The following is a 400-nucleotide window of genomic DNA, read 5'->3' as shown; positions in this document are numbered from 1 at the left end:
CGCCGGAGGACGTGCTCTGGCCGGAGGCGCTGCTCGCGTACCGGGAGGACGGCCCGGAACCGGCCGTGGCCCAGCTGCGCCCGCTCTACGAGTCGATCGAGGAACGCCCGGTGCTGATCGGGCAGGACCCGGCCGCCGCGGCGACGCTGGTCCGGATCGCGGTCGCGGCCGGCCGCACCGGCCTGGCCGAGACCGTCGTGCGGGCCGCCCGCACGCTGGCCGCCCGTAACCCGGCGCTGCCCACGCTGGCCGGCGCGGCCGCCCACGCGGAAGGACTGCTGCACGGCGACGTGACGCTGCTGCACGAGGCCGTCGGCCGGCTGCGGAAAGGGCCACGACCGCTGGTACTGGCCGCCGCGCTCGACGACCTGGCCGCGCTCGACCCCGGCTCGGCGAAGGC

1 pseudogene is annotated in these 400 nt (G+C 78.2%); it reads left to right on the top strand.

Features of this window, described 5'->3' with window-relative positions:
* A pseudogene (locus OP04_RS55280) lies at positions 1-400 on the top strand (LuxR family transcriptional regulator); the annotation flags it as partial.

Source organism: Catenuloplanes japonicus (assembly GCF_000717135.1).
Classification (GTDB): Bacteria; Actinomycetota; Actinomycetes; order Mycobacteriales; family Micromonosporaceae; genus Catenuloplanes; species Catenuloplanes japonicus.
The sequence above is the reverse complement of the archived record's forward strand: the minus strand, read 5'-3'. Positions and strand labels throughout refer to the sequence as shown.